General features: G+C 73.2%; 7 protein-coding genes and 2 pseudogenes. 8 read left to right on the top strand and 1 reads right to left on the bottom strand.

What is annotated here, in order from left to right:
• Nucleotides 1-238: hypothetical protein (locus tag KSK32_RS33020; protein WP_254186882.1), on the bottom strand; the 238-nt coding region annotated here is incomplete at its 3' end.
• A gap of 155 nt (nt 239-393) precedes the next feature.
• Between KSK32_RS33020 and KSK32_RS00385 the strand changes: the two are divergent.
• From KSK32_RS00385 to KSK32_RS00420, 8 genes and pseudogenes are all read left to right on the top strand, one after another.
• Nucleotides 394-1,459 (top strand): annotated as a pseudogene (locus tag KSK32_RS00385) (translation initiation factor IF-2 N-terminal domain-containing protein); the annotation flags it as partial.
• Nucleotides 1,460-1,627: 168 nt separating this feature from the next.
• On the top strand, nt 1,628-1,822 hold the full coding sequence (locus KSK32_RS34805) for a hypothetical protein (protein ID WP_374226676.1): 195 nt from the start codon (nt 1,628-1,630) through the stop codon (nt 1,820-1,822).
• Nucleotides 1,819-2,768 (top strand): annotated as a pseudogene (locus tag KSK32_RS00395) (VWA domain-containing protein). Before KSK32_RS34805 ends, KSK32_RS00395 begins: the two are co-directional and overlap by 4 nt.
• A 557-nt stretch (nt 2,769-3,325) precedes the next feature.
• Nucleotides 3,326-4,081, top strand: coding sequence for a 3-oxoacyl-[acyl-carrier-protein] reductase (gene fabG / locus KSK32_RS00400; RefSeq protein ID WP_216927941.1), 756 nt, complete (start codon nt 3,326-3,328; stop codon nt 4,079-4,081).
• A 23-nt stretch (nt 4,082-4,104) separates the two neighbouring features.
• The gene (fabI, locus tag KSK32_RS00405; protein ID WP_216927942.1) at nt 4,105-4,872 is read left to right on the top strand and encodes an enoyl-ACP reductase FabI; all 768 of its coding nucleotides are present in this window, start codon (nt 4,105-4,107) and stop codon (nt 4,870-4,872) included.
• 135 nt (nt 4,873-5,007) lie between these two features.
• A complete protein-coding gene (locus KSK32_RS00410) occupies nt 5,008-6,039 on the top strand; it encodes a ferrochelatase (protein WP_216927943.1) in 1,032 nt (343 codons plus the stop codon).
• A gap of 33 nt (nt 6,040-6,072) precedes the next feature.
• Nucleotides 6,073-6,852, top strand: a complete 780-nt coding sequence (locus KSK32_RS00415; protein WP_091048117.1) for an HAD-IIA family hydrolase — start codon at nt 6,073-6,075, stop codon at nt 6,850-6,852.
• A 128-nt stretch (nt 6,853-6,980) separates the two neighbouring features.
• On the top strand, nt 6,981-7,267 hold a 287-nt coding region (locus tag KSK32_RS00420; protein ID WP_216927944.1), incomplete at its 3' end, for a leucine zipper domain-containing protein.

Below are 7,267 nucleotides of genomic sequence, written 5' to 3' on the forward strand. Positions count from 1 at the left end.
TGGGCTGCCGGAAACGAGCGCCGGCCAGCGAGTTGTTGCGGATCGTCGCGGTTGGGGTGACGAGGCTGGCACACCAGTCTCCGGCCCGACCGGCCCGCAGACTGCCGGGTCGGGAGCGAACATGCACCCTGATCCGGCCTGCTTCGCGCAGGCGGTGCGACGCCGCGCCTTCGGGCGGGCACTGCGCCTCACCGAGGTCCCCGACCACGGTGCGCTTGCGGAGCACGTCGACGCGCAACCCCCGACGACCGGTCAACCCGACCGGTCGAGGGTCGCTAGCAAGGTAGGACGACCGACATGAGCACACGATGAAGTCCCAGAAATGACCAGGCTTCAGTGCACGAGTGAGGTCGCTGCGGGTGCTGCCCGCACGACCTCGGAGTGAGGAGTGCAGTGGCAGGAAAGGCCCGCGTACACGAGCTTGCCAAGGAGCTCGGGGTCGAAAGCAAGACCGTTCTCGCCAAGCTCAAGGAGATGGGCGAGTTCGTGAAGTCCGCGTCCAGCACCGTCGAGGCGCCTGTCGCCGGGCGCTGCGTAGCGCGTTCGTAGCCGGTTCGTCGGCGCCCGCCGGCCCGCCGGCTGCCGCGCCCAGTGGCCCGGCACCGACCCCGACGCCCACCCCGACCCCGGGTGCCCCACGGGTCTCGGCCAAGCCGATGCCGCCCCGGCGTCCGGCCGCGCCGACCCCTGGACCGAAGCCCAAGGGCCCGGTCCCCGGCCCGCCGCAGCCGGCGACTCCGGTCGCCAAGCCGGCGAGCGCGCACGACATCGAAGTGGCGGCCGCCGAGGCGCGTGCCGCCGCGCTCAAGGCTGAGCAGGAGGCCGCGGTCAAGGCCGCCCAGGCCGCCCGTCAGCAGCAGCGCGAGACCGTACGCCGGGAGCCCCCGGCCGAGGGCGGTGCTCGCCCGGGTCCGCGTCCCGGCCCGAACGCCATGCCGCCGCGTCCGGGTTCCCCGGCCGCCGGTCGTCCGGCGGTCCGGGTCAGGGTCAGGGCCCCGGTGCCCGGCCCGGCGGTCGTCCGCCGGCGCGTGGCGCCGGTAACAACCCGTTCGGCATCCAGGGCGGCCAGCAGCAGCGGCCCCCGGCCGCCGGTGCGGGCGGTCCCCGTCCCAGCCCGGCCGGCATGCCGCCGCGGCCCAGCCCGGCGTCGATGCCGCCGCGGCCGAGCCCGGCCTCGATGCCGAGCCAGCGTCCGACCACCGGCAGTCCCGGCGGCCCGGTGGCGGTCGTGGCGGCCCCGGCGGCGGCGCCGGTCGTCCCGGTGGCGGTGGCGGTGGCTACCGCGGTGGACCCGTGGTGGCGGCGGTGGCGGTGGCTACCGCGGCGGTCCCGGTGGTGGCGGCGGTGGCGGTGGCTACCGCGGCGGCCCCGGCGGCGGTGGCGGTGCTCCCGGCGGTGGTTTCCGTCGGGTGGTCCGGTCGGCGGCGGTGGCCGTCCCGTCGGTGGCGGCCGTGGCGGTGGTGATCTCCGACTTCCTCGCGCCGCCGCAGCAGTGGGGCCGGCCGCTGCGTAAGCTGCGGGTCCGCCACGACGTGCTGGCCGTCGAGGTGGTCGATCCGCGGGAACTGGAACTGCCCGACGTGGGGGTGCTGCCGGTGGTCGACCGGAGAGCGGTGAACTGCACGAGGTGCAGACCGCCGACCCGGGCCTGCGCCGCCGGTACGCCGAGGCGGCGGCCGCCCAGCGTGGTGCGATCGCCGCCGAGCTGCGCGCCGCGGGCGCGGCCCACCTGCGCCTGCGTACCGACCGAGGACTGGCTGCTGGACATGGTGCGTTTCGTCGCCGCGCAGCGGCACGCCGCACCAGAGGGACGACTCGATGATCCGTTTCATGCAACCGTGGTGGCTGCTGGCCGTGCTGCCGGTGCTCGCCCTCGCCGCCGCGTACGTCTGGCGGCAACTGCACCGCCGCAGTACGCGCTGCGGTTCACCAACGTCGACCTGCTGCGTACCGTCGCGCCGAAGGGACTGGGCTGGCGGCGGCACATCGCGGCCACCGCGTTCCTGCTCTGCCTGCTGGTGCTGGCGACCGGGCTGGCCCGGCCGGCGATCGACACCCGGGAGCCGCTGGAACGGGCCACCGTGATGCTCGCGATCGATGTGTCGTTGTCGATGCAGGCCGACGACGTGTCACCGAACCGCCTGGAGGCGGCGCAGGAGGCGGCCAAGCAGTTCGTCGGCGAGCTGCCGGAGAGCTACAACCTGGGGCTCGTCTCGTTCGCCAAGTCGGCGAACGTGCTGGTGCCGCCGACCAAGGACCGGGCCGCCGTCACCACCGCGATCGACGGGCTGGTGCTGGCCGAGGCGACCGCCACCGGCGAGGCGGTCTTCACCTGCCTGGAGGCGATCCGCTCGGTGCCGGCCGACGGCGCCGCCGGTATCCCGCCGGCCCGGATCGTGCTGCTGTCCGACGGCTACCGCACGTCGGGCCGCTCGGTGGAGGAGGCCGCCGCGGCGGCGCAGGCGGCGAACGTGCCGGTGTCCACCATCGCGTTCGGCACCGACTCGGGGCAGGTGGACATCGGCGGGCAGCTCCAGCGGGTGCCGGTGGACCGCACCGCGCTGTCCCAGCTCGCGGAGACCACCCAGGGCTTCTTCTACGAGGCCGCGTCGGCCAGCGAGCTGAAGCAGGTCTACCAGGACATGGGCAGCTCGATCGGCTACCGCACCGAGCCGCGCGAGATCACCCAGTGGTACGCGGGGATCGCGCTGCTGCTGGCGCTGTGCGCGGGCGCGCTGAGTCTGCTCTGGACGTCCCGGCTGGTCTGAGCCGGAAACCGGCCGGCGGTGGTCAGTGACCGCCGCCGGCCAGCACGAACAGGACCGCCACCCAGACGGCGGCGAGGGTGAAGCCCAGCGGGGCGACGTAACGGCTCATGAGTGTGCTCCGTGGCGACGGTCGGCCCGGTGCGGGCCGTGGGGGGTCGGGACGTACGCGCACGAAGTCGTGACCGGGTGCTCCGCCGCGCGGCAGGCCACGCCCCGGCGTGTCAGCCGGAGAGGGATGCGGTGCGGAGGGCGGGAAGCGGGTCAGCCGCGTCGACCGAGCCGTGGCTCAGCGGGGCTGACGGTGGGCCCGGCCACGACTGGGAGGATCGCTATCTCGCACAGCGATCACCTCCTGCGGTCGGCGGAGCCCGGAGCGGGCACGGAGCGGCCCGCAGACGCGATGATCGTACACCCGGGGGTGTGGGTGTCGCACGCGCGGCCGCCGGTCCCGCGGACCCCGGCCGCGGCGGCGCTGTGACCTGCGCGGGTTAGCGCTTACCTGTCGGTAACCCCTAGGCTCCGACCGACCGAGAGATCACTGGAGCAGAGGGGGATCCGTGGCCCGAACCGTGCTGGTGACCGGCGGGAACCGGGGGATCGGCCTGGCCATCGCGCAGGCGTTCGCCAAGCAGGGCGACCGGGTGGCCGTCACGTACCGCAGTAGCGGAGCCCCAGGTGCCGGCGCAGCCGAGCCGGGGTTTGACGCAGGCGGAGCCGGCGGTCAGAACGGCCTGTTCGGGGTGCGGTGCGACGTGACCGACGCCGAGTCGGTCGACGCCGCGTTCACCGCCGTCGAGGCCGAGCTCGGCCCGGTGGAGGTCCTGGTCGCCAACGCCGGCATCACCGACGACACGCTGATCATGCGGATGTCCGAGGAGCAGTTCGCCCGCGTCCTCGACACCAACCTGACCGGTTCGTTCCGGGTCGCCAAGCGGGCCTCGACGAAGATGCTCCGCGGCCGCTGGGGCCGGATGATCTTCATTTCCTCGGTGGTCGGCCTCGCCGGCGGCGCGGGCCAGGTCAACTACGCCGCCAGCAAGGCCGGCCTGGTCGGCGTGGCCCGCTCGATCACCCGCGAGCTGGGCACCCGCAACATCACCGCGAACGTGGTGGCGCCCGGCTTCATCGACACCGACATGACCGCGGGCCTGTCCGAGGAGCGCAAGGCGGAGATCCGCAAGTCGATCCCGGCCGGCCGGATGGCCACCCCGGACGAGGTCGCGGGCGTCGTCACCTGGCTCGCCTCGGACGCGGCCGGATACGTCACCGGCGCCGTCATCCCGGTCGACGGCGGCCTCGGCATGGGTCACTGAGCAGAGCACGGAGGAGACACGCAATGTCCGGACTTCTCGCCGGTAAGCGACTGCTGGTCACCGGCGTCATCACCGACGCCTCGATCGCCTTCTCGGTGGCGAAGCTCGCCCAGGAGAACGGCGCGCAGGTCGTGCTCACCGGCTACGGCCGGCTCTCCCTGGTGGAGCGGATCGCGAAGCGGCTGCCCGAGCCGGCGCCCGTGATCGAGCTGGACGTCTCGAACGAGGACCACCTGGCCGGGCTGGCCGACAAGGTGCGCGAGCACGTCGACGGCCTGGACGGCGTCGTGCACTCGATCGGGTTCGCCCCGCAGAGCTGCCTCGGCGGCGGCTTCCTCGACGCCCCGTGGGCGGACGTGGCGACGGCGCTCCAGGTCTCCACCTACTCGTACAAGTCCCTCGCCATGGCGGCGCTGCCGCTGATGTCCGCCGGCGGTGCCGTGGTGGGTCTCACGTTCGACGCCACCAAGGCGTGGCCGGTCTACGACTGGATGGGCGTGGCCAAGGCCGGGCTGGAGTCCGCCTCCCGCTACCTGGCGCTGCACCTGGGCAAGCAGGGCATCCGCAGCAACCTGGTCGCGGCCGGCCCGCTGCGGACCATCGCGGCCAAGTCCATCCCCGGCTTCGACCAGTTCGAGGACGCCTGGACCGAGCGGGCCCCGCTGGGCTGGAGCCTGACCGACTCCGAGCCCGCCGCCCGGGCCTGCCTGGCGCTGCTGTCCGACTGGTTCCCGGCCACCACCGGCGAGATCGTCCACGTCGACGGCGGCTACCACGCCATCGGCGCCTGAGATGTAAGGAGGGGCCCCTTCTTAACGCCTCGTGCAGCGGAAGGGGCCCTTGTTAACACGCCGCGGCCCGGGTGGTCACCGCCTCGACCAGGGGGCGTCGCCACGCCGTGACGGCGGGCGGGGAACAATGGCCCCATGGCGTACGACGCGTTGGTGCTGGTCTCCTTCGGTGGCCCGGAACGGCCCGAGGACGTTCTCCCGTTCCTGCAGAACGTGACCCGGGGGCGGGGGGTGCCCCCGGAGCGGCTGGCCGAGGTCGCCGAGCACTACATGCACTTCGGCGGGGTGTCACCGATCAACCAGCAGTGCCGCGACCTGCTCGCGGCGATCCGCGAGGACTTCGCCGCCAACGGCGTCGACCTGCCGGTCTACTGGGGCAACCGCAACTGGGATCCGATGCTCGCCGACACCGTCGCGCGGATGCACGACGACGGGATCACCCGGGCGCTGGCGTTCGTCACCAGCGCGTACGGCGGCTACTCGTCCTGCCGCCAGTACCAGGAGGACATCGCCTCGGCCCGCGCCGCGGTCGGCCCGGACGCCCCGCTGATCGAGAAGCTGCGCCAGTTCTGGGACCACCCCGGCTTCATCGAGCCGCACGTCGACGCGGTCCGTGCCGCGCTGGCCCAGCTCGACCCGGCGAAGCGGGACGGCACCCGGCTGGTCTTCACCGCGCACTCGGTGCCGATGTCGGCGGCCGCCACCGCCGGCCCGCACGGCGGCCGCTACACCGCCCAGATGGAGGAGGTCGCCCGGCTGGTGCACGCCGCGGCCGCGCCCGACCTGGCGTACGACCTGGTGTGGCAGAGCCGGTCCGGGCCGCCGCAGGTGCCGTGGCTGGAGCCGGACGTCAACGACCACCTGGCCACCCTGCCCGAGCAGGGCGTGACGAGCGTGGTGGTCAGCCCGATCGGCTTCGTCTCCGACCACCTGGAGGTGGTGTGGGACCTGGACACCGAGGCGCTGGAGACGGCCAAGCAGCTCGGCCTGGACTTCGTCCGCGCCGGCACACCCGGGGTCGACCCGCGGTTCGTGGCGATGGTCCGCGAACTGGTCCTGGAGCGCACTGCCCCGGACGGCGAGCGGCTGCGCCGCCGGCTCGGCGAGCTGCCCGCCTGGGACATCTGCCCGGCGGTGTGCTGCGTGCCCCCGGCCCGCCGGCCCTGAGCCCGACCCGACGACACCCCTGGGGACGACACGATGCTTGACCGCAAGCCGGTGCAGAGCTGGCTCACCGACATGGACGGCGTGCTGGTGCACGAGGGGCAGCCGGTGCCCGGCGCCCCGGAGTTCGTCAAGAAGCTGCGCGCCTCCGGCAAGCCGTTCCTGGTGCTGACGAACAACTCCATCTACACCCCGCGTGACCTCCAGGCCCGGCTGGCCCGGATGGGGCTGGACGTGCCGGAGGAGGCGATCTGGTCCTCGGCGCTCGCGACCGCCCAGTTCCTGGCCGACCAGCGGCCGGGCGGGACCGCGTACGTGATCGGTGAGGCCGGCCTGACCACGGCGCTGCACGCGGTGGGGTACGTGCTCAGCGACTTCGCCCCTGACTACGTGGTGCTGGGGGAGACGCGGACCTACAGCTTCGAGGCGATCACCAAGGCGATCCGGCTGATCAACGACGGCGCCCGGTTCATCTGCACCAACCCGGACGCCACCGGCCCGTCGATGGAGGGCGCGCTGCCGGCGGCCGGCTCGGTGGCGGCGATGATCTCGAAGGCGACCGGGGTCGACCCGTACTTCGTCGGCAAGCCCAACCCGATGATGATGCGCTCGGCGCTGAACACCATCGACGCGCACTCCGAGTCGACCGCGATGATCGGCGACCGGATGGACACCGACATCCTGTGCGGCCTGGAGGCCGGGCTGGAGACGATCCTCGTGCTCACCGGGATCAGCAGCCGGACCGAGGCGGAGCGGTACCCGTACCGTCCGTCGCGGATCGTCGACTCGGTGGCCGACCTGATCGACGAGGTCTGAGCCGGGGCGCGGCCGGGGCCCGCTAGATGTAATGCCCATGAGGGTTGTTGACGGCGTGGCGGCTTGAGACGAGGCGAGACCTCCGGCGAGGTGTGAGGTGCTGACGCCCACACGGAACCGGAGGTCTCATGGCCCACCGTAATGCCCGGCTGACCATCCACGGCCGGCGGCTGCTCATCACGCGTGTCGTTGACCAGGGTCGGCCGGTGGCCCACGTCGTGAAGGAACTGGGCTGTTCTCGGGCCACCGGCTACAAGTGGCTGCAGCGGTGGCGGGCCGAGGGCGACGCTGGTCTGCGGGATCGATCCAGCCGGGCTCACCACCAGCCGCACAAGACGTCCGCCCAGTTGGAGGCGCGGGTCTGCCAACTGCGCCAGGAACGCAAACTCGGGGCTCGCCGGCTCGGACCGTTGCT

Origin of the sequence: Micromonospora sp. WMMB482 (genome assembly GCF_019038635.1) — a bacterium.
In the GTDB taxonomy this organism is placed as follows: Bacteria; Actinomycetota; Actinomycetes; order Mycobacteriales; family Micromonosporaceae; genus Micromonospora; species Micromonospora marina.